At 69.3% G+C, this 25368-nt stretch carries 27 protein-coding genes and 1 tRNA gene; 15 read left to right on the plus strand and 13 right to left on the minus strand.

All coding sequences use genetic code 11. The features are described from left to right. Together B0W88_RS10080 and B0W88_RS10085 are read left to right on the plus strand one after the other, a co-directional pair. Nucleotides 1-1060, plus strand: a 1060-nt coding sequence (locus B0W88_RS10080; protein WP_233151675.1) for a DHH family phosphoesterase, incomplete at its 5' end; no start/stop codon positions are given. 74 nt (nucleotides 1061-1134) lie between these two features. Further along, on the plus strand, nucleotides 1135-3000 hold the full coding sequence (locus B0W88_RS10085; RefSeq protein ID WP_077034534.1) for a methyl-accepting chemotaxis protein: 1866 nt from the start codon (nucleotides 1135-1137) through the stop codon (nucleotides 2998-3000). Between the two features lie 8 nt (nucleotides 3001-3008). On the opposite strand, the gene B0W88_RS10090 is transcribed toward B0W88_RS10085, so the two are convergent. Beyond that, nucleotides 3009-3557: an isochorismatase family protein gene (locus B0W88_RS10090; protein WP_077034535.1), complete on the minus strand. Its 549-nt coding sequence runs from the start codon at nucleotides 3555-3557 to the stop codon at nucleotides 3009-3011. Between the two features lie 150 nt (nucleotides 3558-3707). Between B0W88_RS10090 and B0W88_RS10095 the strand changes: the two genes are divergently transcribed. Together B0W88_RS10095 and B0W88_RS10100 are read left to right on the plus strand one after the other, a co-directional pair. Beyond that, on the plus strand, nucleotides 3708-4577 hold the full coding sequence (locus B0W88_RS10095; protein ID WP_077034536.1) for a 3',5'-nucleoside bisphosphate phosphatase: 870 nt from the start codon (nucleotides 3708-3710) through the stop codon (nucleotides 4575-4577). A 34-nt stretch (nucleotides 4578-4611) separates the two neighbouring features. After that, entirely contained in the window at nucleotides 4612-5244 is a 633-nt protein-coding gene (locus tag B0W88_RS10100; RefSeq protein WP_077034537.1) for an L-threonylcarbamoyladenylate synthase, read from the plus strand. Here the strand turns inward: B0W88_RS10100 and B0W88_RS10105 are convergent. Continuing rightward, nucleotides 5234-5584 carry a glutaredoxin family protein gene (locus B0W88_RS10105; protein ID WP_158080835.1) on the minus strand — a complete coding sequence of 117 codons (351 nt, stop codon included), beginning with the start codon at nucleotides 5582-5584 and terminating at the stop codon, nucleotides 5234-5236. The two genes, B0W88_RS10100 and B0W88_RS10105, sit on opposite strands and share 11 nt — an antisense overlap. A 22-nt stretch (nucleotides 5585-5606) precedes the next feature. On the opposite strand from B0W88_RS10105, the gene B0W88_RS10110 reads away from it, so the two are divergent. Then, complete coding sequence (locus tag B0W88_RS10110; RefSeq protein ID WP_077034539.1) at nucleotides 5607-6584, plus strand: radical SAM protein; 978 nt, start codon at nucleotides 5607-5609, stop codon at nucleotides 6582-6584. On the opposite strand, the gene B0W88_RS10115 is transcribed toward B0W88_RS10110, so the two are convergent. The 5 genes from B0W88_RS10115 to B0W88_RS10135 form a co-directional block, all read right to left on the minus strand. After that, nucleotides 6568-6921 carry a RidA family protein gene (locus B0W88_RS10115; protein ID WP_077034540.1) on the minus strand — a complete coding sequence of 118 codons (354 nt, stop codon included), beginning with the start codon at nucleotides 6919-6921 and terminating at the stop codon, nucleotides 6568-6570. The genes B0W88_RS10110 and B0W88_RS10115 overlap by 17 nt on opposite strands. Further along, on the minus strand, nucleotides 6922-7584 hold the full coding sequence (gene plsY, locus B0W88_RS10120; RefSeq protein ID WP_077034541.1) for a glycerol-3-phosphate 1-O-acyltransferase PlsY: 663 nt from the start codon (nucleotides 7582-7584) through the stop codon (nucleotides 6922-6924). It abuts the gene before it with no gap. 15 nt (nucleotides 7585-7599) lie between these two features. After that, nucleotides 7600-8094: a Cys-tRNA(Pro) deacylase gene (ybaK, locus tag B0W88_RS10125; RefSeq protein WP_077034542.1), complete on the minus strand. Its 495-nt coding sequence runs from the start codon at nucleotides 8092-8094 to the stop codon at nucleotides 7600-7602. Then, nucleotides 8091-9461, minus strand: coding sequence for a diguanylate cyclase (locus tag B0W88_RS10130; RefSeq protein WP_077034543.1), 1371 nt, complete (start codon nucleotides 9459-9461; stop codon nucleotides 8091-8093). The genes ybaK and B0W88_RS10130 overlap by 4 nt, the downstream gene beginning before the upstream one ends. A 107-nt stretch (nucleotides 9462-9568) precedes the next feature. Beyond that, a complete protein-coding gene (locus tag B0W88_RS10135) occupies nucleotides 9569-10150 on the minus strand; it encodes a flavin reductase family protein (protein WP_077034544.1) in 582 nt (193 codons plus the stop codon). Nucleotides 10151-10211: 61 nt separating this feature from the next. On the opposite strand from B0W88_RS10135, the gene B0W88_RS10140 reads away from it, so the two are divergent. The 6 genes from B0W88_RS10140 (at nucleotide 10212) to B0W88_RS10165 (ending at nucleotide 14401) form a co-directional block, all read left to right on the plus strand. Next, nucleotides 10212-11651: an aldehyde dehydrogenase family protein gene (locus tag B0W88_RS10140; RefSeq protein ID WP_077034545.1), complete on the plus strand. Its 1440-nt coding sequence runs from the start codon at nucleotides 10212-10214 to the stop codon at nucleotides 11649-11651. 133 nt (nucleotides 11652-11784) lie between these two features. After that, a complete protein-coding gene (locus tag B0W88_RS10145; RefSeq protein ID WP_077034546.1) occupies nucleotides 11785-11985 on the plus strand; it encodes a hypothetical protein in 201 nt (66 codons plus the stop codon). After that, complete coding sequence (locus B0W88_RS33560; RefSeq protein WP_077034547.1) at nucleotides 11982-12428, plus strand: hypothetical protein; 447 nt, start codon at nucleotides 11982-11984, stop codon at nucleotides 12426-12428. The genes B0W88_RS10145 and B0W88_RS33560 overlap by 4 nt, the downstream gene beginning before the upstream one ends. Next, complete coding sequence (locus tag B0W88_RS10155) at nucleotides 12425-12958, plus strand: hypothetical protein (protein ID WP_077034548.1); 534 nt, start codon at nucleotides 12425-12427, stop codon at nucleotides 12956-12958. The genes B0W88_RS33560 and B0W88_RS10155 overlap by 4 nt, the downstream gene beginning before the upstream one ends. Before the next feature lie 16 nt (nucleotides 12959-12974). Beyond that, nucleotides 12975-13664, plus strand: a complete 690-nt coding sequence (locus tag B0W88_RS10160; protein WP_077034549.1) for a flagellar basal body L-ring protein FlgH — start codon at nucleotides 12975-12977, stop codon at nucleotides 13662-13664. Nucleotides 13665-13666: 2 nt separating this feature from the next. After that, on the plus strand, nucleotides 13667-14401 hold the full coding sequence (locus B0W88_RS10165; RefSeq protein WP_077034550.1) for a Crp/Fnr family transcriptional regulator: 735 nt from the start codon (nucleotides 13667-13669) through the stop codon (nucleotides 14399-14401). Between the two features lie 3 nt (nucleotides 14402-14404). On the opposite strand, the gene B0W88_RS10170 is transcribed toward B0W88_RS10165, so the two are convergent. Then, nucleotides 14405-15760, minus strand: coding sequence for an MATE family efflux transporter (locus B0W88_RS10170; protein ID WP_077034551.1), 1356 nt, complete (start codon nucleotides 15758-15760; stop codon nucleotides 14405-14407). Nucleotides 15761-15793: 33 nt separating this feature from the next. Next, entirely contained in the window at nucleotides 15794-17980 is a 2187-nt protein-coding gene (gene katG, locus B0W88_RS10175; RefSeq protein WP_077034552.1) for a catalase/peroxidase HPI, read from the minus strand. 282 nt (nucleotides 17981-18262) lie between these two features. Between katG and B0W88_RS10180 the strand changes: the two genes are divergently transcribed. Beyond that, nucleotides 18263-18628: a hypothetical protein gene (locus tag B0W88_RS10180; RefSeq protein WP_077034553.1), complete on the plus strand. Its 366-nt coding sequence runs from the start codon at nucleotides 18263-18265 to the stop codon at nucleotides 18626-18628. 30 nt (nucleotides 18629-18658) lie between these two features. On the opposite strand, the gene B0W88_RS10185 is transcribed toward B0W88_RS10180, so the two are convergent. Further along, nucleotides 18659-20380, minus strand: a complete 1722-nt coding sequence (locus tag B0W88_RS10185; protein ID WP_077034554.1) for a long-chain fatty acid--CoA ligase — start codon at nucleotides 20378-20380, stop codon at nucleotides 18659-18661. Nucleotides 20381-20551: 171 nt separating this feature from the next. On the opposite strand from B0W88_RS10185, the gene B0W88_RS10190 reads away from it, so the two are divergent. Next, nucleotides 20552-21754: an ammonium transporter gene (locus tag B0W88_RS10190; protein ID WP_077034569.1), complete on the plus strand. Its 1203-nt coding sequence runs from the start codon at nucleotides 20552-20554 to the stop codon at nucleotides 21752-21754. 28 nt (nucleotides 21755-21782) lie between these two features. Beyond that, nucleotides 21783-22118 (plus strand): hypothetical protein, encoded by a 336-nt coding sequence (locus tag B0W88_RS10195; protein ID WP_077034555.1) that lies wholly within the window; start codon nucleotides 21783-21785, stop codon nucleotides 22116-22118. Nucleotides 22119-22167: 49 nt separating this feature from the next. Here the strand turns inward: B0W88_RS10195 and B0W88_RS34395 are convergent, their stop codons facing one another. After that, a complete protein-coding gene (locus B0W88_RS34395; RefSeq protein ID WP_077034556.1) occupies nucleotides 22168-23145 on the minus strand; it encodes a PEPxxWA-CTERM sorting domain-containing protein in 978 nt (325 codons plus the stop codon). A 351-nt stretch (nucleotides 23146-23496) separates the two neighbouring features. Between B0W88_RS34395 and B0W88_RS10205 the strand changes: the two genes are divergently transcribed. Next, on the plus strand, nucleotides 23497-23751 hold the full coding sequence (locus B0W88_RS10205) for a hypothetical protein (protein WP_077034557.1): 255 nt from the start codon (nucleotides 23497-23499) through the stop codon (nucleotides 23749-23751). Between the two features lie 98 nt (nucleotides 23752-23849). On the opposite strand, the gene B0W88_RS10210 is transcribed toward B0W88_RS10205, so the two are convergent. Together B0W88_RS10210 and serS are read right to left on the minus strand one after the other, a co-directional pair. Next, a tRNA-Ser gene (locus B0W88_RS10210) sits at nucleotides 23850-23937 on the minus strand. 105 nt (nucleotides 23938-24042) lie between these two features. After that, on the minus strand, nucleotides 24043-25338 hold the full coding sequence (serS, locus tag B0W88_RS10215) for a serine--tRNA ligase (protein ID WP_077034558.1): 1296 nt from the start codon (nucleotides 25336-25338) through the stop codon (nucleotides 24043-24045). Between the last annotated feature and the right edge of the window lie 30 nt (nucleotides 25339-25368).

Here is a 25368-nt window from a genome sequence, read left to right on the forward strand (position 1 = left end):
CCCGCAGCCGCGGCTCGACGGCCTGCTGGACCTGGTGGCCCTGGGCACGGTGGCCGACGTGGTCAAGCTCGACGCCAACAACCGCCGACTGGTCGCCCAAGGCCTCAAGCGCATGCGCGCCGGCCGGGCGCACCCCGGCATCGCCGCGCTGTTCAGCGCCGCCGGCCGCAACATCGCCAACGCCAGCGCCACCGACCTGGGCTTCACGCTGGGCCCGCGCATCAACGCCGCGGGCCGCCTCTCGGACATGACGCTGGGCATCGAATGCCTGCTGACCGACAACCCGGCCCGCGCGCTGGAACTGGCCAAGCAGCTCGATGCGATCAATCGCGAGCGCCGCGACATCGAGTCCGACATGCGCGAGCAGGCCGAGCTGAAGCTCGACGAGCTGATGCAGTCGCTGGACGGCGAGCCGCCGCCGGCGCTGGCCATCTTCGAGCCCGAGTTCCATGAGGGCGTCGTCGGCATCATCGCCTCGCGCCTGAAGGACCGGGTGCACCGGCCCACCTTCGTGTTCGCCCGCGGCGCCGACGGCCTGCTCAAGGGCTCCGGCCGCTCGATCGCCGGCTTCCACCTGCGCGACGCGCTGGACCTGGTCTCCAAGCGTCATCCCGAGCTGCTGCGCAAGTTCGGCGGCCACGCGATGGCGGCCGGCTGCACGCTGTGCGACGAGGCCGCGCTGGCGGCCTTCGACGCGGCGCTGCAGCAGGTGGCCAGCGAATGGCTGGACGCCAGCGCGCTGACCCAGACGCTGCGCACCGACGGCCCGCTGGCCGGCGAGCACTTCTGCGCCGAGACCGTGCGCCTGCTCGACGAACAGGTCTGGGGCCAGGCCTTCGAGGCCCCGCTGTTCTGCGACGAGGTGGAGGTGCTGAGCCAGCGCATCGTCGGCGAGAAGCACCTGAAGCTGCGCCTGCGCCAGGCCGGCGGCCAGCGCGACGCGATCTGGTTCGGCCGCACCGAGGGCCTGCCCGAGCGCTGCCGGCTCGCCTACCGGCTGCAGCTCGACGAATGGAACGGCCAGGAGCGCGTGCAGATGATCGTCGTCGCCCAGGCGTGAACTCGTGCCGGGATGGGCCGGCGGCGTGATGCCCTGTCATGCGATCGACATGAGGGTTTACCAGACTGCCGGGCATGTCGTCCCTCAGTCTTCGCACCCGCCTCCTGCTCGTCGCCCTGATCGCGCTGAGCCTGTCCCTGCTGCCCGGAGCACTGCTCCTGCTGCGCTTCTCCTCCGACCTGGACCTCGCCGCCCGCGAGCAGGCCGGCCTGCCGCTCAACGAAGGCTGGCAATCCGTGCTCGCCGGCCTGCGCCAGCACCGCCGCCTGGCCGTCGAGGCGCTGGGGACGCGCCCCGCCGCCCGCGATGAACTGCCTGCCGCGCGCCGGCAGGTGCAGCAGGCGCTGCAGTCGCTAACGTCGAATCTCGACGCATCCCCGTCCGGGGCCGTGCGCCATGTCGCCGAGGGCTTCACCGCCCTGGTGGCCGACTTCGACGCCGGCAAGCTCGACCCCACCCGGCTGCTGGCCCGCCAGCAGGCGCTGGCCGCCCAGGCCTTCGAGGCGATGGACGCGCTGGACCGCGACACCCGGCTGGCGCTGGAACCCGAGCCGGGCCTGCACCATTCGATCGGCGCCGGCCTGTCCAGCGCGCCGCGCGTGGCCGAGGCGCTGTCGGAGCTGGGCGCCATCGCCAGCGCCGCCGCGGTGGACGACATCGGCCTGCTGAACCGCTCGCTGACCCGCTACCGCGAGCACGGCGACGCGATGCTGGCCCAGCTGCGCGAGGCCCAGCGCAGCGATCCCGCGCTGGCCCTGGCACCGCTGATCGCCAAGGCGCAGCAGCAGCGGCCGATGGTCGAGGGCTCGCTGGAGGCCGCGGCCCAGGACGTCAACTATCCGCTGGAGAAGCTGGCCGCCGCCTTCGACAGCGCCAGTGCGCTGCAGGCCGAAATCTCCGCCCAGGCCCTGCAGACGGTGCGCCGCACGCTGGCCGAACGCGAACACACGCTGGCCCTGCGCCGCAACCTGCTGCTGGTGCTGCTGCCGGCGGCGCTGCTCGCGCTGGTGCTGCTGATGCGCCGCGCGCAGCGCCAGCTGCTGCAGCCGGTCGAGCAGATGCTGGCGGCCACCGAGCGCATCGCTGCGGGCGACCTGTCCCAGCCGGTGCCCGCCGGCCGCGACGACGAGCTGGGCCGCGTGCTGAAGGGCCTGGACGCGATGCAGCTGCGCCTGCGCGGCCTGGTCAGTCAGATCCATGCCGGCGCCACCGGGATCCGCAGCGCCGCCAGCGAGATCGCCGCGGGCAACGAGGACCTGGCGGCCCGTACCGATCGGGCCGCCTCCGAGCTGCAGCGCACCAGCTCCGAGGTCGTGCAGCTGGAGGAAGACGTCCAGCAGAGCAGCCGCGCCGCCGCCGACGCCAGCAGCCTGGCCCGCAGCGCCTCGCAGATCGCCAGCGACGGCGGCCAGGTCGTCGAGCAGGTGGTCGGCACGATGGCGGCGATCCGCGAATCCTCGGTCCGCATTGCGGAGATCACCGGCCTGATCGACGGCATCGCCTTCCAGACCAACATCCTTGCGCTCAATGCGGCGGTCGAGGCCGCGCGCGCCGGCGAGCAGGGCCGCGGCTTCGCGGTGGTGGCGGCCGAGGTGCGCTCGCTGGCGCAGCGCTCGGCGGCGGCGGCGCGGGAGATCCGCACGCTGATCCAGCAGTCCGGCGAGCGGGTGGAAGACGGCTCGCAGCTCAGCAGCGAGGCAGGCCGCGCGATGCAGGGCATCGTCGAACAGGTGCGCCGGGTCAGCGGCATGATCGACGGCATCGGCAGCCAGCTCGACGTGCAGGCCGGCCATACCGGCGAACTCGGCGGCGTGATGCGCAGCATCGACACGATGACGCAGCAGAACGCCGCGCTGGTGCAGCAGTCCGCCGCGGCGGCGGCCAGCCTGCGTGGCCAGGCGCAGGCGCTGGATGAGGTGGTCCAGGCCTTCCGGCTTTGAAGGGCTGGCTAGGCGAGCAGCGTCTGCAGCTCCGCCACCGTGCCCAGCTCGCCCAGCCGCGGGAAGATGCGCTGCTGGCTGTTGTCATGCGCCTCGGCATTGAGGTCGGTCATCGCATCGGTGGCGAAGGCGATGCTGAAGCCCATGTCGAAGGCCTGGCGGGCGGTGGACTCGACGCCGATGCTGGTGGCGATGCCGCACAGCACGATCTGCGTGATGTTGCCCCGGCGCAGGAACTGCTCCAGCGAGGTGCCGACGAAGGCGCCCAGCTGCAGCTTGGTCACGAGGTGGTCGCCCGGCTGGCGGTCCAGCTCGGGGATCAGCACCGCCCAGTCCGGCGGCGGGGTGAAGTTGTTCAGCTGCTGGGTGCGGCCCGGTGCGCGGCCGGCGACGTTGACCAGCACCACCGGCCGCCCCGCCGCTCGGAAGGCCTTGACCAGCGTGGCGACCCGCTCGATCACCGGCCCGACAGGATGCGCGGTGGGCAGGGCGACGATGCCCTTCTGCATGTCGATGACGACCAGGGCGGTGTGCTTGTCGAGGGTGGTGATGGACATGGAAAGGGACTCCGGGGGACGAGGGTTTCAGTGTCGGTGCCGCGCGTTGCCGGCGTGTCAATGATGCGCTGAACGAGGGCGTTAGCCGCCCAATGCCCGCAGATGACCCTGTTGCCAGACCGCGTCGCCTCGCCCCGTAGAATCGATCGCGTGGACCTCCTCACCAACGTCACCAACGCCGACCTGCACTGCCACTCCCGCGTGTCGGACGGCACGCTGGAGCCCGAGGCGCTGGCCGCCCGCGCCAAGGCCAACGGCGTCGAGCTGTGGGCGCTGACCGATCATGACGAGATCGGCGGCCAGCAGCGAGCGCTGGAGGCGGCGCTGGACCAGGGCCTGCCCTATCTCACCGGCGCGGAGGTCTCGGTCACCTTCGCGGCCAAGGTAGTGCATATCGTCGGCCTGGGTTTCGACCACCACGACGAGGCACTGAAGGCCGGCCTGAAGGCCACCCGCGGCGGCCGTGCCGCGCGGGCGCAGGAAATGTCCGCCGGCCTCGCGCAGGTGGGCATCAAGGGCGCCTACGAGGGCGCGCTGCAGTACGTCGGCAACCCCGACCTGATCTCGCGCACCCACTTCGCCCGCTTCCTGGTCGACGCCGGGCACTGCAGCGACGTGTCCGATGTGTTCCGGCGTTATCTCACCGAGGGCAAGCCCGGCTTCGTCGAGCACAGGTGGGCCAAGCTGGGCGACGCGGTGCGCTGGATCACCGAGGCCGGCGGCATCGCGGTGATCGCCCACCCCGCCCGCTACGACTTCACGCCGACGATCGAGTACGCGCTGATCACCGAGTTCATGGCCCATGGCGGCCGTGGCATCGAGGTGGTCACCGGCAGCCACACCGCCGCCGATGCGGCCCGCTACACCGAGACCGCGCTGGAGTTCGACCTGCTGGCCTCGCGCGGCTCCGATTTCCACTCCCCCGACGAGAGCCACACCGACCTCGGCCGGCTGGACGCGCTGCCCGGCCGGCTGACGCCGGTCTGGTCGGCATTGGAACAACGGATTCATCGTCCTTGATCCCCTGTCACGCAGGCGGGCCGAGAATGGGCCCATGGCTCAATTCTTCGAAGTCCACCCCGAGAACCCGCAGCCCCGCTTCCTGAAGCAGGCGGCGCAGATCCTGCAGCAGGGCGGCGTGGCCGCGATCCCGACCGACTCCAGCTACGCGCTGGTCTGCCGGCTCGACGACAAGGACGCCGCCGAATCGCTGCGCCGCATCCGCGGCGTCGATGACAAGCACCACCTCACGCTGCTGTGCCGCGACCTGAGCGAGCTGGCCAGCTACGCCCGCGTGGACAACAAGCAGTACCGGCTGCTGAAGGCCGCCACGCCGGGGCCCTTCACCTTCATCCTGGAAGCCACCAAGGAAGTGCCGCGCCGGCTCTCGCACCCCTCGCGCCGCACGATCGGCCTGCGCGTGCCCTGCCACAAGGTCACGCAGGAACTGCTGGCCCTGTTCGGCGAGCCGCTGCTGGCCACGACGCTGATCCCGCCCGGCGAGAGCGAGCCGCTGAACGACACCGAGGCGATCTGCGCCCGCTACGACAAGCTGCTGCAGGTGGTGGTCGATGCCGGCGCCTGCGCGGCCACGCCCACCACGGTGATCGACATGACCGAGGACGAGCCGGTGATCGTGCGCGTCGGCGGCGGCGATCCGGCCAGCCTCGGGCTGGTCATCGACTGAGGGCTTCAGCCACGCGCTGCGGATCGAAGCCCTGCTGCGTCCGCCCGCGCACGACCAGCGTCGGCGTGCCCAGGCCGCCGCGGGCCTGGAATTCGGCCAGGCAGGCGCGGTCGGTCTCGATCGTGCATTCGGTGAAGGGCACCTGCTGCTCCGCGAGCCAGGCCCGGGCGCGGGTGCAATAGATGCAGGTCTCGGAGGACAGCATGCGGATGTCGCCCGGCCGCACCACCGCGCGCAGCGCCTCGCCCTGTGCCCCGCTCGCATGCGACTGGAGCAGATGCACGCCCCCGAGCACCACGGCGCAGATCAGGGCTAAGGAGAGGCCGTCTTTCCACTTCATGCGGCGATGATAGGCGGGCATCATGAACACGCTTCCCTTCCTGCAGATCGAGCCGACCACCCGCTGCAACTACAGCTGCGGCTTCTGCGCCGGCCGCCACATGGCCCAAGGCGACCTGGCGCATGAGCAGTTGGCCGCGCTGCTCGACCAGGTCGAGGGGCTGGAGCATGTCGAGCTGCAGGGCGAGGGCGAGCCGCTGCTGCATCCGGGCTTCTTCGAGATGGCCGCGCTGCTGCGCGAGCGCTTTCCCGCCGTCGGCATCTCGACGATCACCAACGGCAGCCTGTTCAACGGCAGCAATATCGAACGCCTGCTGGACCTGCGCCTGACCCGGCTGATGGTCAGCATGGAAAGCGCCGAGCCCGGCCGCTTCAAGGCGATCCGCGGCGGCAGCTTCGAGCGGGTGGAGCGCGGCCTGGCCGCCTTCATGGCGCGGCGCGCGGCCCGTGGCGAGGCTGGCCCGGCGGTGGGCCTGATGGTCACCGTGCTGCGCGACACGGTGGACGAGGCGCTGGACAGCAGCCTGCCCTTCTACCGGCGTCTGGGATTGGACGGCGGCATCGCCGTGCAGCCGCTGCAGGCGATGCCGCAGTACCTGCGCTTCTACGACGCGGCGATGCGCGAGCAGCTGCCGCAGCCCGAGCAGGGCCGGCGCTTCAACGAACGGGCAGCGGCGGTGCCGGACTTCGCCGCGGCAATGCGCGAGCGCGGCCGCGTCCCCGGCTTCTACGAGCGGCTCTACGCCAGCACCGCCGGCCAGCCGCGCTGCCCCTGGCTGGCGAACGGCATGTTCCTGGCGCAGGACGGGCACCTGAACCCCTGCTGCTTCGTGAAGGACAGCGCGCGCGACGCGCTGGCGCGGCCCGGCGAAGCGCTGTCCGTCGCGCTGGAACGACGCGCCGCGATGGCCGCGCAACTGGCCCGCGGCGAGATGCCGCCGGCCTGCGAGGGCTGCCCGATGGGGCAGACGATTGTCTCGTGGATCAGACCGCGGCGGTGATCACCACTTCCAGGCGCCAGCCCGGTCGCGCCAGGTTGGCCTGCACGGTGGCGCGCGGCGGGGTGTTGCCGGGCACGACCCAGGCGTCCCAGACGGCGTTCATGCCGGGGAAGTCGGCGAGGTCCACCAGGAAGATCTGGGCCATCAGGATGCGGCTCTTGTCGGTGCCGGCGCGGGCCAGCAGCGCGTCGATGGCGCCGAGCACCTGCTTGGTCTGCGTCTCGATGTCGCTGGTCTGGTCGGCGGGCACCTGGCCGGCCAGGTAGGCCACGCCGTTGTGCACGGTCATCTCGGACAGGCGCGCGCCGATGTCGAATCGCTTCAATTCACTGCTCATTTACTTCGTACCTTTCTTGTGGGGATGCTTGGGGTTGACGGCGGGGGCGGCAGCCTTGCTGCCGATCTTGCTCTCGGTGCCCGCCATCAGCTTCTTGATATTGGCCTGGTGGCGCCAGATGAGCAGCAGGCCCATCACCACCAGCACGCCGACATTGGGGCCGGTGCCCCAGATCAGCATTTCGTAGAAGGGCGCGAACACCGCCGCGACGATGGCCGCCAGCGAGGAGTAGCGCGTGAAGTACGCGATGATCAGCCACGTGGCCAGCGTCGCCAGGCCCAGCACCCAGTTCAGCGCCAGGATCACGCCCAGCGCGGTAGCCACGCCCTTGCCGCCCTCGAACTTGAAGAACACCGGCCACAGATGGCCCAGGAAGGCGCCCAGGCCTACCAGCGCCGCCGTGCCCTCGCCGAGGCCGAAGCGTTCGCCGAACAGGTTCACTAGCAGCACCGGGACGAAGCCCTTCAGTGCGTCGAAGATCAGCGTTAGCACCGCCGCCTTCTTGTTGCCGGAGCGCAGCACATTGGTGGCGCCGGGGTTGCCGGAGCCGTAGCTGCGCGGGTCCGACAGGCCCATCAGGCGGCTGACGATGACGGCGAAGGACAGCGAGCCGATCAGGTAGCCGCCGACGGCGGCCAGGAGGGGAAACAGGGTCTCTTGCATGGGGCGCTATTTTGCCTACTCGAGGTTGGCGCAATGGACCGGCTTCGCGCCCACCAGCTCCGGCAATACCCGCGGGTCGATCCCCACGAGGTAGCCGCGCCGGCCGCCGTTGATGCAGATCTTCGGCAGTTCCAGGATCGTCGCCTCGACGAACACCGGCATCGCCTTGCGCAGGCCGAAGGGCGAGGTGCCGCCGACCATGTAGCCGCTGTGGCGCTGCGCCACCTCGGGCTTGCAGGGCTCCACCTTCTTGCAGGGGATCTGCCGGGCCAGCTCCTTCAGGCTCACCGTGCGGTCGCCGTGCATCAGCACGATCAGCGGCTGGGCCTTTTCGTCCTGCATCACCAGCGTCTTCACGACCGCATGCTCGTCCACGCCCAGCTGGCGGGAGGATTCGGACGTGCCGCCGTGCTCCACGTAGTCGTAGACATGCTCGGTGAAAGAGATCTTGCGCTGGCGCAGGAACTGGGTGGCGGGCGTCTCGCTGACGTGCGTGTCCTTCTTGCTCATGCCGCCATTGTTGCAGGCAGCGCCGAAGCCAACTGCACGCGATTGCGACCGCTGCGCTTCGCGAGATACAGAGCCTCGTCGGCATGGGCCAGGGCCTGGTCGGGCTGCGGCGACTCGGCCACGGCCATCTGCGCGATGCCGATCGAGCAGGTCACCCGCAGCACCTCGCCCGAGGACAGGGCGAACTCCGCCGCCGCGATGCTGCTGCGCAGCCGTTCGGCGTAGGTGAAGGCGCCCTCGCTGCCGGTGTGCGGCAGGACGACGACGAACTCCTCGCCGCCGTAGCGCCCGGCGGAATCGGTGGCCCGCAGGCTCGCCTGGATCAGGCTGCCGACGCGGCGCAGCACCTCGTCGCCGGCAGCATGGCCGTGGTTGTCGTTGATGTGCTTGAAGTGGTCGATGTCCACCATCGCCGTGCACAGCGGCACGCGGTAGCGCAGGCAGGAGGCCGTCTCGCCGCCCAGCACCTCGAGGATGGTGCGTCGGTTCATCACGCCGGTCAGCATGTCGGTGCTGAGCAGGCGCTCGACCTCGGCATCGCCGTCGTTGAGCCGGCCCGCGGTGCCCAGCATCAGGCCCGCCAGCCCGACGCTGCAGAAGGTCGCCATCAGGGCCACCGCGAACTCCGGCGCGAACATCGCGTGGCGCATGCCCAGGATGCCCAGCCCGCCCAGCACCGCCGGCAGCACCAGCACCGCCGGCAGCAGCCGGCGCGCCGCCTTGCCGCCGCTGCGCTGGCTCATCAGCATCGCGACGAAGCCGCCGTCGGCGCTGCTGGCCAGCAGGCCCGTCTCCACCAGCAGGAAGCACAGCGAGACATGGAAGGCCATCGGCACGTAGCCCGGCAGCCCGAACAGCGGCACCTGGTAGACATAGCCCAGCAGCGCCATGAAGGAGATCGTCGACGACACCGTCACCAGCACCTGGCCGGCCAGCACCGAGCGCCCGCGCGCCACCAGCGCCAGGCTCAGCCCGAGCAACAGGAAATTGGTGGCCGTGTTGGGCGCCATCTGGTTGCCGTCCAGGCGCGCGGCGAACAGCAACCGGTCGATGCCGAGGTCCAGCGGCGTCAGGTAGCCCAGCAGCCGGGTGGTGCTGACGAAGACCAGCACCGCCCCGCAGCCAAGCACCAGGCGGGCCGCGGCGCCGGGGCGACCCAGCAGGCGATGGCGCCACAGCGCCAGGCAGGCCAGCAGGAAGAGCACGGCCGTCATCGGGTTCATCGGCGTCATGCCGGGCACCAGCGCGCGCAGCAGCTCGATGTCCAGCGCCCAGCCCGACAGGGCGGCCAGGGAGGCGGCCATGACCACCGAGGCGGCCGCCTCGGCCATGCGCCGGCAGCGATTCAGCAAGGCCAGGTCGACCATGGCCGCGCCCTCGTCCTGGCGTCCCGACCCAGTCAGTCCAGATACGCCGTTACTCCCGGTAACAAGGATAGCCCTGCGGCGGGCGTTTTGGGAGTGGAGAAACCCCGTCAGCGCGGGGTCGGATCGAGCGTCTTGGCCTGCACCGTCAGCGAAGGCACGGCGAACAGGCCGGCGCCGAGGTGGTGCAGCGTGTGCAGTTCGGTGTTGTCCTCGCGGAAGGACCAGCGGCCATTGGCGAACACCCGCGGATCGGACTGGGCGCCGACCACCTCGACGAAGACGGTGTCGTAGGCGTCCTGCGAATGCGGCTCGCTGATGACCCGGCATTCCAGCCAGGCGATGCAGCCCTCGATCAGCGGCAGGCCCAGCGCCGGCCCGTCGAAGTGGGCGATGCCATAACGCTCGAACTTGTCGGACTCCGCGCCGCTGACGCTGCCCACGGTGTACGCCAGGTCGGCTACCGCCTTGCACGGGATGCTGATCGCCAGTTGCCCGCTGGCCAGCGCCAGTTCGCGGGTGAAGGTGCTCTTGTCCAGCACGATGGCGATGCGCGGCGGCGTGAACTCCACCGGCATCGACCAGGCCGCGGCCATCACCGTACGGCGGCCCTCGTGCCGGGCGCTGACGAGCACCGTCGGGCCGTGGTTCACCAGCCGGCTGGCGTGCTTCAGTTCGACCACCTGTTTCATGCTGCCTTCCGAAATCGACTATGGTTTCGTTCTATCACGACCGACACAGGAGACCGACGACATGCGCGATTACCTCAAGTTCTACATCAACGGCCAGTGGGTCGAGCCGCTGAGCCCCCGCACGCTGGACGTGATCAACCCCGCCACCGAAGGCGTGGCCGGCCGCATCTCGCTGGGCTCGGCCGCCGACGTGGACCGCGCCGTCAAGGCCGCCCGCGCCGCCTTCGCCAGCTACTCGCAGACCTCGCTGGACGAACGGGTCGCGCTGCTGGAGAAGATCATCGAGCAGTACAAGGCGCGCTATGCCGACGTGGCCGCCGCCATCACCGAGGAGATGGGCGCGCCGGCCAAGCTGGCGAGCGACTCGCAGGCCGCCATCGGCATCGGCCACCTGAGCACCGCCCTGTCGGTTCTGAAGGAATACAGCTTCCAGGAGCAGCGCGGCACGACGACACTGTTCAAGGAGCCGATCGGCGTCTGCGGCTTCATCACGCCGTGGAACTGGCCGGTCAACCAGATCGCCTGCAAGGTGGCGCCGGCGCTGGCGGTGGGCTGCACGATGGTGCTCAAGCCCTCGGAGATCGCGCCCTTCTCCGCCCAGGTCTGGACCGAGATCCTCGATGCCGCCGGCGTGCCGGCCGGCGTGTTCAACCTCGTCAACGGCGACGGCCCGACGGTCGGCGCGGCCATCTCCAGCCATCCCGAGGTGGACATGGTGTCCTTCACCGGCTCCACCCGCGCCGGCATCGAGGTGGCGCGCAATGCGGCGCCCACGGTCAAGCGGGTGCACCAGGAACTGGGCGGCAAGTCGCCCAACATCATCCTGCCCGATGCGGACTTCAAGCGCGCCGTCACCAATGGCGTGCGCGGCGTGATGCAGAACTCCGGCCAGTCTTGCAACGCACCGACCCGCATGCTGGTGCCCAACGCGCGCATGGCCGAGGTGCTGGAACACGCCAAGGCGGCCGCCGAGGCCACCACCGTGGGCGACCCGGTCAGCAGCGGCGCGACGATCGGCCCGGTCATCTCCGCCACCCAGTGGGACAAGATCCAGACCCTGATCGCCAAGGGCATCGAGGAAGGCGCCACCGTCGTGGCCGGCGGCCCCGGCAAGCCCGATGGCCTTTCGACCGGCTACTACGTCAAGCCGACCGTGCTGGCCGGCGTCAACAACACGATGACCGTGGCGCGAGAGGAAATCTTCGGCCCGGTGCTGACCATCATCGGCTACGACACGGTGGACGAGGCGGTCGAGATCGGCAACGACACCGTCTACGGCCTGGCCGCCTATGTGTCCGGCGGCGACATCGACGCCACCCGCAAGGTCGCGGCCCGGCTGCGCGCGGGCCAGGTCAACATCAACAGCGCGCCCACCGACCTGAACGCCCCCTTCGGCGGCTTCAAGCAGTCGGGCAACGGCCGCGAGTGGGGCGAGGACGCCTTCGGTGAGTTCCTGGAAACAAAGGCGGTGCTGGGGTTCACACCCAAGAGCAAGACCTGACCCTTGCAGCAATGCCCTGGGTGATATCCATCACCCAGAATGCAATCTGGCGCATTCAGGAGGCCCTCATCGGGCCTTCTTCTTTTTGTGGCTTGGGAAGAATGACTTCACGCCAACCCAAGGACGTGACGCCATGCAGATCCATTCTTCCTCGCCGCTCTCGCAGGCTTCCCAGGCAGCCTCTGCGGCCCACAACAAGACCGCGCCGGCCGGCAAGGCCAATGGCAAGGCCGCCGCGGCGCCGGAATCGTTCGCCGCGGCGCTGGACAGCGCCCGCGCCACGCAGGCCGCCCCCGCCGCACCGGCTGCACCGACGACGACCGCTCAGCCATGAGCTGGTTCAGCCTCGGCAACAGCACCTCGTCCGCCGCGCACACGGCGGCCGCGGCATCGGCCCCGACGACGCCGCGGGCCCGCGCCACCACCGCACAGACGACGCATGAAGGCGCGCACGGCACGCTGGCCCACTTCAGCCCGCAGGGCCTGAAGCTCGCCGCCGCCGGCGCCGACAAGCTCGCCACCGCGGCCCAGCTCGCCGCCCAGGGCCTCGGCGAGATCGGCTCGGGCACGATCGGCAGCGTCGGCCACATCGTCAACGAGACCGGCGAGGCGGTCGGCGCCGGCATCGCGACCGCGCAGGCCGCCGTGCGCAGCGGGGTGAGCGGCGTGGCCAATGTGGTCAGCGCCGATGCAGAGAAGGTCGGCGACGTGCTGGACAGTGCCACCTCGGCGGCCGCACTGGCCGGGCTGGTCGGCATCGCCATGGTGGCCGGATGAGGCGTGTCCTGCTGCTGATGCCCTTGTTGCTGCTCTCCGCATGCTCGGTCATCGGCAGCATCACCACGGCCGAGCTGCTCGGCAGCGCCGCCGGGCCGCTGACCAGCGCCGCGCTGGGCCGCGCGCCGGGCCAGGCCAGCAACACCGTGCATCACGGCGACGCACCGGTGAAGGCGGTCTGCATCGAGTTCAACCGCTCGGCGCCGCTGGCCGACCTGGTACCGGCGCTGCAGGCGGAGCTGCGCAGCCAGCAGGTCAGCAGCCGCGTCTACGAGGCTGGCACCGAACTGCAGGGCTGTCCGGTCTGGCTGCGCTATGCGGCCAGCATCGAATGGGGCAAGCCGCCCTTCTCCGACAACTACCGGCCCTACCTCAGCGCCGCCACGCTGAGCCTGCGTCGCGCCGACGGCGTGGTGATGGCCACCAGCGACTACCGGCTCGACGAGGAGATGGGCGTCAGCCGCTGGGCCGACACGCGCCGCAAGCTGTCACGCACGGTGTATGCCCTGCTCACCGGATTCGAGAACTGAACCTCAAGCAAGCTGTATGAAGATGGATTCCAAGACCCTCTCAGCCGCCGCAGCGCTGCTGCTGCTGGCCGGCTGCGCCAGCGACCCCGGCGGCGTCGCCGGCCCGGTGCAGGCCGCGCCGCTGCCACCCGCCCTGTTCGTGGAGCGGCCCAACAACGGCGCGATCTACCAGCCCTATATGGCCGCCGCTTCGCTGTTCTCCGGCGAGCGCCGGCCGCAGGCGATCGGCGACACGATGAAGGTCAACATCGCCGAGCGGCTGAAGGCCGAGCAGCAGCTGGGCACGACCACCAGCCGCGCCAACCAGATGTCGGTCAAGGGCCCGGGCGGCAGCAGCAAGTCGAGCTTCGTCGATTCGCTGCTCAACGCCAACGCCAGCGCCTCCGGCAGCGACGGCTACACCGGCAGCGGTAAGGCCAGCGCCAGCAACAGCTTCGACGCGCAGCTGGCCGTCTCGGTGATCAACGTGCTGCCCAACGGCAACCTGGTGGTGGCGGGCGAGCGCCGCACCGGGCTCGATGCGGGCATGCAGGTGCTGCGCTTCTCGGGCATCGTCAACCCGCAGGACATCCGGCCGGGCAACCAGGTCGACTCGCGCGACGTGGTCAACGCGAGCCTGGAGAACGTGGCCCGCGGCGACCTCTCCGAGGCGGCGCGGCGCAACTGGCTGCAGCGCGTGCTGACCCGCGCGACCTCGGTGTGGTGACGATGACGAACGGAACCCGACCGAGCCGCCATGCCAAGGGCGCGCTGATCATCGGCGAAGGCACGCTGCTGGACGAATGGATCGTGATCGAGAGCGGCGTGGTGAGCCTGTGCACCGGCATCGCGGGCACGCGCGTGGCGGTGGCCACGCTGTGGCGCGGCGACCTGCTGGGCCATGGCTCGCCGCTGGGCAAGGAGCGCGCGCGCTTCGACGTGCGGGCGCTGGGCGAGGTGACGACGCTGCGCCTGCCTGCCGAGCAGGCGGCCTCGCTGCTGGGCGAGCGGGAACAGGCTCGGCTGGCCGCCGCCACCGACGAGCGGCTGCAGGACCAGATCTTCATGCGCCTGGCGGGCAACGGGCTGCAGCGCCTGGTCAGCGTGCTGGCCACGCTGGCCACCGCGCTGTCGGCCTCGGCGCCGCGCGGCCATGCGTCCTCGCAGACGCTGGCGCTGCCGCTGGTGCAGAGCTGCCTGGGCGAGCTCTCGGGCCTGTCGCGCCGCCAGGCCTGGATCTACCTCGGACAATTGGCCGAGTCCGGCTGGGCCCGCACCAGCCGCACCCGCATCCTGCTCGACGGCATCGAGGCCTGGCTCGCCCTGCCGGCCGAAGTCGCCCGCGAAGGCCTGGCCTGCATCGCGACGCTGGAGCTGTGCACCGCCACGCTGGAGCGGCTGAGCCGGCGGCTGCCGCTGCATGCCGTCGCACCGCGGGCCTGGCCGCTCGCCGTCGACGAGTGAGCGTCAGACGAGCCGCACGATCTTCCGCTTGCGCCACACGAAGCGGTAGTAGCCGCCCTGCAGCACCAGCATCGCCACGAAGCAGATCGGGTAGGCCATCCAGACGCCGGTGATGCCGATGCGGTCCGCCAGCGCGTAGGCGGACGGCACCTCGATGAAGGCGATGCAGGCGATCGAGATCACGGTGGGCACGACCACCGCGCCCGAGGCCCGCATCACGCCGCTGAGCACCGCCGAGAAGCCGTAGACGATGCTGCCCCACAGCATCACGTGCAGCAGCGACTGCGCCAGCTCCACCACCGGCGCGCTGGTGATGAACAGGCCCAGCAGGTGGCGCGACAGCGCATAGCCCAGCAGGACCAGCACGCCGGTCAGCGCGAGATTGAGCATCAGCCCGGTGCGGGTGATGGCGCCGAGCCGGTCGACCCGACCGGCGCCGATCGCCTGCGCGCCCAGGACGGACGCGGTGATCGCGATGGACAGGGCCGGGAACTGCACGTAATTCACCACCTGGTTCACTGCGCCGTAGGCCGCCGTGGCGTCCGGCCCGAAGCGGTTGACCAGCGCCAGCAGCGCGATCTCGGCCAAGGACATCGAGATCACCTGCAGCCCCGTAGGCAGCCCGATCTTCACCACCAGCTTCAGCAGCGCCGGGTCCACGCGCAGCGCGCGCAGCAGCTCCATGTCGGGCGCCAGCGGGTGGCGGCGCCAGCGCATGTACAGGGCCAGGCCGGTCAGCGCGATGACGAAGGCGCAGATCGAGGCGGCGGCGGCCGAGGTCACGCCCAGCTGCGGCAGGCCCCACCAGCCGCGGATGAAGGCCGGCGTCAGCAGGGCCGAGACGGCGGTGGACATGCTCAGCGTCAGCAGCGGCGTCAGCGTGTCGCCGACGCCGCGCATCAGCTGGGTGCTCAGCAGGTAGACCAGCAGGCCCGGCATCGCCCACATCATCACGCGGGCATAGCCCAGCGCGTCCTCCATCACCGAAGGCGGCGTGCGCAGCAGGCGCAGCATGCCCTCGGTGAAGATGCCACCCAGCAGCGCGATCGCCGCGCCCAGCAGCAGGCCCAGCGCCAGCGCGGTGCCGGCGATGGCCTTGACCTTGTGCAGCTCCTTGGCGCCCCAGGCCTGGCCGATCAGCACCGAGGCGCCGGCGCCGATCCCGATCACCAGCGAGATCAGGAAGAACACGACCGGGAACACCGAGGCCACCGCGGCCAGCGCGTGCGTGCCGAGCAGTTGCCCGATGAAGACGTTGTTGAAGGTACCCGAGGCGGCCTGCAGCACATTGCTGAGGATCATCGGGCCGAGAAAGACGAGGAACACGCGCCACAAGGGGCGCGTGTCGTTCTTGGGCATCGGTGGAGGCATCCACCGATTGTGGCGGCTGGCTCAGCGCAGGTCGAAGCGATCCAGTTCCATCACCTTGGTCCAGGCGGCGACGAAGTCCTTGGCGAACTTCGCGCCGGCATCCGCGCTGGCATAGACCTCGGCGATCGCGCGCAGCTGGGCGTTGGAGCCGAAGACCAGGTCCACGCGCGAAGCCGTCCACTTCGGCGCGCCGGTCTTGCGGTCGCGGCCCTCGTAGCTGTCCGGCGACGTCGGCGTCCAGGCCGTGCCCATGTCCAGCAGGTTGACGAAGAAGTCATTGCTGAGCACGCCGGGGCGCTGGGTGAACACGCCCTGCTTGCCGTGGCCCGCGCCCAACACACGCAGGCCGGCGACCAGCACCGTCATCTCGGGCGCCGTCAGGGTCAAGAGTTGCGCACGGTCGATCAGCAGCGCCTCGGCGGGCACGACGAAGCGCGCCTTCTGCCAGTTGCGGAAGCCATCGGCCTGCGGCTCCAGCGGCTCGAAGGAGGCCACGTCGGTCTGCGCCTGCGAGGCATCGGTGCGGCCGGGACGGAAGGGCACGGCGACGGCATGGCCCGCGTCGGCGGCCGCCTTCTCGACGGCGGCGGCACCGGCCAGCACGATCAGGTCGGCCGTCGAGATCTTCACGCCCGAGGCCGCCCTCACCTGCTCCAGCCGGGCCAGCACCTCGGCCAGCTGCGCCGGCTGGTTGACCGCCCAGTCCTTCTGCGGCGCGAGCCGGATGCGCGCGCCATTGGCGCCGCCGCGCTTGTCGGAGCCGCGGAAGGTGGAGGCCGAGGCCCAGGCCGTGGCGACCAGTTGCGGGACGGTCAAGCCGGAGGCGAGGATCTGCTGCTTCAGCGCGGCGACCTCGGCCGCATTGGCCAGCGGCAGCTGGACCGGCGGCAGCGGGTCCTGCCAGATCAGCTCTTCCTTCGGCACCTCGGCGCCCAGGTAGCGTGCGCGCGGGCCCATGTCGCGGTGGGTCAGCTTGAACCAGGCGCGGGCGAAGGCGTCGGCGAACTGCTCGGGGTGGGCCAGGAAGCGGCGCGAGATCTTCTCGTAGGCCGGGTCGACGCGCAGCGAGAGGTCGGTCGTCAGCATCGTCGGCAGCTGCTTGCCGGCGCCATGCGCCTCCGGGATCGTGGCGGCGGCGTTCTTCGCCACCCACTGGTGGGCGCCGGCCGGGCTCTTGCTCAGCTCCCACTCGTAGCCGAACAGGTTCTCGAAGAAGTTGTTGCTCCAGCGGGTCGGCGTGGTCGTCCAGGTCACTTCCAGGCCGCTGGTGATCGCATCCGCGCCATGGCCCTTGCCGTGGGTGCTGGCCCAGCCGAAGCCCTGCGCCTCCAGCTCGCCGCCCTCCGGGTCGGCGCCGACATGGCTGGCCGGCCCGGCGCCGTGGGTCTTGCCGAAGCTGTGGCCGCCGGCGATCAGCGCCACCGTCTCCTCGTCGTCCATCGCCATGCGGGCGAAGGTCTCGCGGATGTCGTGGGCCGCGGCGAGCGGATCGGGGTTGCCGTTGGGGCCTTCCGGGTTCACGTAGATCAGGCCCATCTGCACCGCGCCGAGCGGGTTCTCCAGCGTGCGCTCGCCGGGCTTGCCGTCGGCATAGCGCAGGTCGCCGCCGAGCCAGGTGGTCTCGCGGCCCCAGTAGACGTCCAGGTCCGGCTCCCACACGTCGGCGCGGCCGCCGGCGAAGCCGAAGGTCTTGAAACCCATGCTCTCCAGCGCCACGTTGCCGGCCAGGATCAGCAGGTCGGCCCAGGAGATCGCCTGGCCGTACTTCTGCTTGATCGGCCAGAGCAGGCGGCGGGCCTTGTCGAGGTTGCCGTTGTCGGGCCAGCTGTTCAGCGGGGCGAAGCGCTGCTGGCCGCGGCCGGCGCCGCCCCGACCGTCGCCGACGCGGTAGGTGCCGGCGCTGTGCCAGGCCATGCGGATGAACAGCGGGCCGTAGTGACCGAAGTCGGCCGGCCACCAGTCCTGCGAGTCGGTCATCAGCGCCGTCAGGTCCTGCTTGACGGCCGCCAGATCCAGGCCCGCAAAGGCATTGGCGTAGTCGAAGCCGGGATCCAGCGGATCGGACTTGGCGGAATGCTGCTGCAGCAGGTCCAGCCGCAGCTGCTTGGGCCACCAGTCACGGTTGCCGGTGCCGCCGCCGGCGCCGGGCTGGGACTGGCCATGACCAAAGGGGCACTTCGCTTCGGACGTCTTTTCTTCGCTTGCCATCGAGGGCTCCTTCTGTGGGGGTGCGCCCGATTCTGGGCAAATGACCTCGGCTTGGCGACTTGAAAACCTCAATGCCCGCGATAGCCGAGCCGGCCCCTCGGGCATGGCTGGCGAACGCTGTTGCGAATTTCTGAACGATCAATTCAGAAATACCTAGTGTTTACCCTTGGTCGAACCCTTTACAGTTCATCCCATGGACGAAGCGAAAGAAAGCCGAGTCCGGCAACCCCCGCCGAGGCGCTCACGACATAACGCTCCGGCTCAACGCAAGGAATCGTCATCATGAACACCACCCGCCTCCTGACCGTCGCCGCCGTCCTCTTCGCCGCCGGCGCTGCCGCCCAAGCCGACACCGGCTACGACCAATACCGCCGCACCGTCCTGGGCGACACCACGATCGCCGCCCCGGCCGTGGCCACCCGCACCGCCGTGGTCCCCGGCTCCTACGCCCAGTACCTGATCAACAACGGCAGCGACAAGTCCGTCGCCCTGGTGACCGCCGCCCACGTCGGCGAAACGCCGGTCCGCACTCAAGTCGCCGTGCAGACGCCCCGCCCCGTGCTGAGCCCGCTGCAAGCCTACGTGAAGTCGCTGGGCAATGACGGCTTCGGCGTGCGCGCCAACGAAGCGGTCGGCAACGCCGAATAAGCGTTCGGCAAAGCCCTCGGAAGAGCCCGCTCAAGGAGACTTGAGCGGGCTCTTCTTCTTATCCTCGTTCTCCTGCAACTGCCGCCACATCACCTTGCCGGCGCCGTTCTTCGGCAGTGCGTCGACGAACTCCACCTGCCGCGGGATCTTGTAGACGGCCATGTGCTCGCGGCACCAGGCGATCAGGTCCTGTTCGCTCACCTGTCCGCGGTGGGACTCGCGCAGCACCACCATCGCCTTGACCGATTCGCCGCGATAGGTATCGCGGGTGGCGATCACGCAGGCCTCCAGGATCGCCGGGTGGCGGAACATCAGCAGCTCCACCTCGGCCGGCCAGACCTTGAAGCCGCTGGCGTTGATCATGCGCTTGAGGCGGTCGGTGATGAAGAAGTAGCCGTCCTCGTCGATGCGGCCCATGTCGCCGGTGCGGAAGAAGCGCTTGCCCTCGAGCTCGACGAAGGCCGCCGCGGTGGCCTCGGGCCGCTTCCAGTAGCCGTCGAAGACCATCGGCCCGTGGGTGATGATCTCGCCCGCTTCGCCGGCGGGCACCTCCTGCAGCGTGTCGGGATCGACCACGCGGGAATCGACGCCGAAGAAGGGAATGCCCAGGCACTGCTGCTTCGGGCGGTCCGGCGGATTGATGTGCGAGCGGGCGGCCGTCTCGGTCAGGCCGTAACCCTCCAGGTACTTGAGCCCGTAGTGCTCCAGCAGCCGCTGCGCGACCGCCTGCGGCATCGCCGCGCCGCCGCCGCCGATATGGACCAGGCGGCTCAGGTCGTAGCGGGCGAAGTCCGGGCTGGCCAGCAGGTCCACGACCATCGTCGGGATGTTGATCCAGCTGGTCACCTGCCAGCGCGAGATCAGCCGGCCGGCGACGTCGCGGTCCCAGCGCGGCATGATCACCAGCGTCGCCCCGCACAGGATCGCCACATGCAGCAGGCTGATCATGCCGGTGACGTGGAACATCGGCACCACCGCCAGCATCACCGCCTCGGCCGAGGTCAGCGGCCACAGCGGGCCGGCAAAGGCGTTGTGGTTCAGGCTGCCGTGGCGGTGGATGCAACCCTTGGGCAGGCCGGTGGTGCCGCTGGTGTAGGGCAGCATGGCCATGTCGTCGGCGCCGATGACGTGATCCGGCGGCGGATGGTCGCCAGCCAGGGCCTCGGTCCAGGCGAGCACCTGGCCGCCGTCGAGCGCGGGCAGCGGGTGGCGGGTCAGCAGCCAGTCGCGCCAGGCAGGGGCCGGCGCTTCGTCCCCGCTGATCTCGGCGTCGAAGGCGTCGGTGTACTGGGTGACGATCAGACGCTGCAGCCGCTGCCCGGGAGCTAACTCGTTACTTGCACGGGCCAGCTCGGCCGCGAGCTCGCCGGTGGTGATGGCCACCCGCGCGTCCGCATCGGTGATGTAGTGCTTCAGCTCCTCGGCCCGGTTCATCGGGTTGACCGGCACCACCACCGCATTGGCGCGCAGGATCGCGAAATGCGCGATCACCAGCTGCGGGCAGTTCTGCATGTCCAGCAGCACGCGGTCACCGCGCTGCACGCCGACCGCATGCAGGGCACCGGCCAGGCGATCCACCTGCCGCGCAAACTCGCGGTAGCTGAGCACGCGGCCGAAGAAGACCAGCGCAGCCTTGTCCGGATAGCGCTCGGCCGAAGTCTTCAGGTTGTGCCACAGCGAGGTGGCGGGCACGGTGAGGGCCCGCGGCAGGCGGGACGGCCAGAACGGGTCGTGCGGTCGGGTCGCGTTCATGGTCGGGCGCTACCGTGAAGTGGTCGAGCGGCAATCGTACGGGCAAGCGCCGCCGCCCGATCGAGGTGCGCAAACGCCTCAACATGGCTCACAAATTGCGTTACTTGGTGCGGCCCGATTTCGGGTCATTTTTTGCACCAAATCAAAGCAATTACGGAGTCGTGAATGGGTGTGGATGCACTGAAACAGGGCCTGGACGTCCTGTTCATCTTGTTGGGCGCCATCATGGTGCTGGCGATGCATGCGGGTTTTGCCTTCCTGGAGCTGGGAACGGTCCGCCGCAAGAACCAGGTCAATGCGCTGGTGAAGATCCTGGTGGACTTCTCGGTGTCGACGGTCGTGTACTTCCTGGTGGGCTACGGCGTCGCGTATGGCACGCATTTCTTCGTCGGCGCGGACCAGCTGGCCCAGCGCGGCGGCTACGAGCTGGTCAGGTTCTTCTTCCTGCTGACCTTCGCCGCGGCCATCCCGGCCATCATCTCGGGCGGCATCGCCGAGCGCGCCAAGTTCTGGCCGCAGTTGCTCGCCACGGCGGCGATCGTCGGCTTCGTCTACCCGTTCTTCGAGGGCATTGCATGGAACGGCCACTTCGGCCTGCAGGCAGGGCTGAAGGGCCTGACCGGCAGCGAGTTCCATGACTTCGCCGGCAGCGTGGTCGTGCACGCACTGGGCGGCTGGATCGCGTTGCCGGCCGTGCTGCTGCTGGGCCCGCGCAGCAACCGCTACCGGCGCGACGGCGGCATGTCCGCTCATCCGCCCTCGAGCATCCCCTTCCTGGCGCTGGGCGCCTGGGTGCTGTGCGTGGGCTGGTTCGGCTTCAATGTGATGAGCGCGCAGACGGTGGACAAGGTCTCCGGCCTGGTCGCCGTCAACTCGCTGATGGCCATGGTGGGCGGCACGCTGGTCGCGCTGCTGGCGGGCCGCAACGACCCGGGCTTCGTCCACAACGGCCCGCTGGCCGGTCTCGTGGCCGTGTGCGCGGGCTCCGACGTGATGCATCCGGTCGGCGCGCTGGTGGTGGGTGGCGTGGCGGCGGCGATCTTCGTCTTCATGTTCACGCTGACGCAGAACAGGTGGCGCATCGACGACGTGCTCGGCGTCTGGCCGCTGCACGGCCTGTGCGGCACCTGGGGCGGCATCGCGGCCGGCATCTTCGGCAGCAAGGCACTCGGCGGGCTCGGCGGCGTGAGCTTCGCGGCGCAGCTGATCGGCACGCTGGCCGGCGTGGCCTGGGCGCTGGTCGGCGGCTTCGCGGTCTACGGGCTGCTTCGCCGCACGCTGGGCCTGCGACTGAGCCAGGAAGAAGAGTTCGACGGCGCCGACCTGAGCATCCACAGGATCAGCGCGACGCCGGAGCGCGAGGTCAACTGGTAGGCCGGCGCTGGCGGAAAATCGGCGGCACATGCCTCGCCGCCGGTCTTCCCACCATCATCATGTCTACGTCGTCCTGCTCTCGGACGAAGTGTGGAACGAAGCCGCATACCGGCAGGCCAATCCGCAGCACGACGTCCTCAAGCCCTGCGTCTACGTCGGCATGACCGGCCTGGACCCGGACCAGCGTTTCGACCGGCACATGGCCGGCGTGCAGGCCAATCGCTTCGTGCTCAAGTACGGCGTGCGCCTGATGCCGGAGCTCTACGAGGTCTACAACCCGATGCCGTACGAGGCGGCGCGGGAGATGGAGGTGGAGCTCGCCATTGGGTTGCGTGAGGTCGGGTACGGGGTATGGCAGGCCTAGATGTTCACCTCGGGAGGCCTATCCGACGGCCTCGCCGGCAGGCCGGTGATCAAGCGCGGCGCCGCCGGGCGACACCACCCACGAATCCGGCCCCGAGCACCATCAGCGCCCAACTGGCAGGCTCAGGCACCGCGGCGGCGAGGAAGCCGTGCTCGATTCCCTGGGCGTCGTAGTAATCGCCCACGATGAGGCCAGCGTCGTTGATGCCTTCGCCGTAGCTGCTTGCGGCGCCGTCGATCGTGATCAATTCGTGGCCCGACTCGGAGATGACGAAGGCGACACGATCTTGGCCCATGTCGCTCTGGAAACCAACGACCGCACCCGCGTTGTTGATGCCTCGCAAAGCAGTCTCCAGTACACCGAACGCATAGTCGGTCTGCTGGCCAGACGCTACGTCGTAAGTGAATCCCGTCCGTGTCCAGGGATACCCACTGGGGTCGTAGACCTTCTTGTCTCCAACCGCGATGCCCTTGTCGTTGACACCCTGGGCAAAAACGAGCGTGTTCTCGTCCACCGGACCGATCATCGTGAACGACTTCGTGACCAGATCGTAGACAAAGCCCTGGTAGTTGACGTCCGAAGACGCGAAGCCGGAGAGGTACCGGCCATTGGGCGAGATTCCCCGCAGTTCGGTGGAGGAGTAGCCTGGGATCTGGAAGACCGTGTAGGCGCCGTTGGCATATACGTAGCCCGACTCCGGGCCGTATTGCATGTAGCCGTCGGCGTCGACACCGGTCGTCGGCGCGAAACTCCCGACGACCACCCCCGCATCGCTGATGCCGCTGGCCACAGAGTAACCCGTAGAGGCCGGCCCGGCCAGGGTCGTGTAGTTGCCGTTCTGCAGGAGAAAGCCGAGACTGGTCGAACCGTCGCCGGTGCCGAACCAGCCAACCACCTGGCCGGTGTTGTTGATGCCGTTGGACTGCGTATATGAGCTCCCCGGCACATCGAGAGTCGTCACTGCATAGTCCGTGGCCTCGGCTTGCAGAGGCATCGTGAGCGGCGACGCCGCGATGAGCGCCATCATGGCGCGACTGGACAAACGCTGAATTGCGGGCATCACCCTTCCCTCTCTGCATGTTCTTGTAGGTTCGCGTCGGCGGCTGCCGGTGCGGCGGGCGGAGCATAGATTCGGGCCGCCCGGGCCTGCTCCTAGAGGCACCCCGCGAGCAAGGGGGTTTCGGGGTAAGTCCGGAGCTGTTCGCGGCAGCGCTGTCACGCCCCGCGTACATCTGCTCCCGCTCGTGCAGCCTGTCGCCCATGCCTGCAGTGCATCAGCCCGTTCCGACGATCCGTCGCTCCTCGCTGGCGATACCCGCCAGCGGCGCCGAAACTGCAATCACTGACCCGACAAACCCACCGCAGCAAGGAGCCCATCATGAGCAGCAACGACAAGTACTTCGCCCTCGGCCTCGTCGGCATCGTCGCGATCTTCGGCTCGGTGGTCCTTGAACTGGCTCAGGCCGCAACGCCGGTCCCGCAGGAGATCGTCAAGCTCGAACGCGTGGTCATCATCGGCAAGCGGGCGCCGGTCGTGGCGCAGTTGCCGCGTGTCGTCATCGAAGGCCGCCGCTCGGTGCAGGCCGGCGACGTGCGGGTGGCCGACGCGAAGGCCCCGACCCACGCGATCTGAGGTCCGCTGAACTCAAACCCACGACACGAAACGCAAGGTGGGATGAAGCGTGAGTACAAAAGCAAAACGGGCCGCGAGGGCCCGTTTTGCTTGCTTCTTGGAGGAGAGGGGGGGATTCGAACCCCCGAGACGTTTCCGTCCGCCTGATTTCGAGTCAGGTACATTCAACCACTCTGCCACCTCTCCGGTATTTGGTGCGCTCAGCGCCTCGTGAGAGAAGCACTGCGTGTTGAGCCCGCTAGTATAGACCAGATTTTTTGGGCTTCAAGCAAAAACGCAGATTTCCTGCGTTCAGCCCTTCAACACGTCCACGCCGCCCATGTAGGCCCGCAGTGCCTCCGGCACCGTGATGCTGCCGTCGGCGTTCTGGTAGTTCTCCAGCACCGCCACCAGCGTGCGGCCGACCGCGAGGCCGGAACCGTTGAGCGTGTGCAGCAGTTCGTTCTTGCCGTTCGCGTTCTTGAAGCGGGCCTGCATGCGGCGGGCCTGGAAGGCCTCGCAGTTGGAGCAGCTGCTGATCTCGCGGTACACACCCTGCGCCGGCACCCACACCTCCAGGTCGTAGGTCTTGGTGGCGCCGAAGCCCATGTCGCCGCTGGACAGGGCCATCACGCGGTACGGCAGCTTGAGCTTCTGCAGGATCGCCTCGGCATGGCCGACCATCTCCTCCAGCGCCTCATAGCTCTTCTCGGGGTGGACGATCTGCACCATCTCCACCTTGTCGAACTGGTGCTGGCGGATCAGGCCGCGCGTGTCGCGGCCGGCGCTGCCGGCTTCGGAGCGGAAGCAGGGGCTGTGGGCGGTCAGCTTGATTGGGAGGTTAGCTTCGTCGAGGATCTGCTCGCGCACGCTGTTGGTCAGCGAGATCTCGCTGGTGGAGATCAGGTACTGCTCGGCCTGTTCCTCGTCGCCGCCACGCAGCACCCAGAACATGTCTTCCTTGAACTTCGGCAGCTGGCCCGTGCCTTCCAGCACCTCGCGGTTGACGATGTAGGGCGTGTAGCACTCGGTGTAGCCGTGCTCCTCGGTCTGCACGTCGAGCATGAACTGCGCGAGCGCGCGGTGCAGCTTCGCGACCTTGCCCTTCAGGAAGGTGAAGCGCGAGCCGCTGAGCTTGGTGCCGGTGTCGAAGTCCAGGCCCAAGGGCGCGCCGAGGTCCACGTGGTCCTTCAGCTCGAAATCGAAGGCGCGCGGGCTGCCCCAGCGGCGCACCTCGACGTTGGCGTTCTCGTCGCCGCCGACCGGCACGCTTTCATGCGGCAGGTTGGGCACGCTCATCAGCATCACGTCCAGCTCGGCCTGGATGGCAGTGAGCCGCTCGGCACCGGCCTTCAGCTCGTCGCCGATGCCGCCGACCTCGGCCATCACGGCCGAGGCATCCTGGCCCTTGCCCTTCAGCATGCCGATCTGCTTGGACAGGCTGTTGCGCTTGCTCTGCAGTTCCTCGGTGCGCACCTGCACGCCCTTGCGCTCGGCTTCCAGCGCCTGGTAGCGGGCGACGTCGAGGTAAGGCTGCGGGCTCTTGCGGGTGTTCAGTCGCGCAACGACGCCGTCCAGGTCTTTGCGCAGCAGGGTGATGTCTAACATTGAGATTCCTCGGATTCTTGGCAAACAAAA

The sequence above is a fragment of the Pelomonas sp. KK5 genome (assembly GCF_001984095.1).
GTDB lineage: Bacteria > Pseudomonadota > Gammaproteobacteria > Burkholderiales > Burkholderiaceae_C > KK5.